A 213-nucleotide genomic window follows, 5' to 3' on the forward strand; every position below is an offset into this window, starting at 1 on the left:
GACCTGCTGCCAGTGGTCGCGGAGTTCATCATCGCTCCAGACCGGCCTGCGCCGCTCGCCGGTCAGCTCCTTCGCGATGTCGAGGGCGAGCCGGTCGATGTTGACCACGTCCACCCGCGAGCGCGCCGCTTCGTCGAGAAGCTTGGTCAGCCTGTGCTCCAGATCGGACTTCAGTCGCTTGTTGAAGGTGGTCAGGAGGATCCGGTCCTCAGA

General features: G+C 64.8%; 1 protein-coding gene. It reads right to left on the reverse strand.

Annotation, left to right across the window (positions count from 1 at the left end):
- On the reverse strand, positions 1-213 hold a 213-nt coding region (locus L0U85_RS11995), incomplete at both ends, for a hypothetical protein (protein ID WP_241377997.1).

The organism is Glycomyces sp. L485, assembly GCF_022548875.1.
Taxonomy (GTDB): domain Bacteria; phylum Actinomycetota; class Actinomycetes; order Mycobacteriales; family Micromonosporaceae; genus Glycomyces.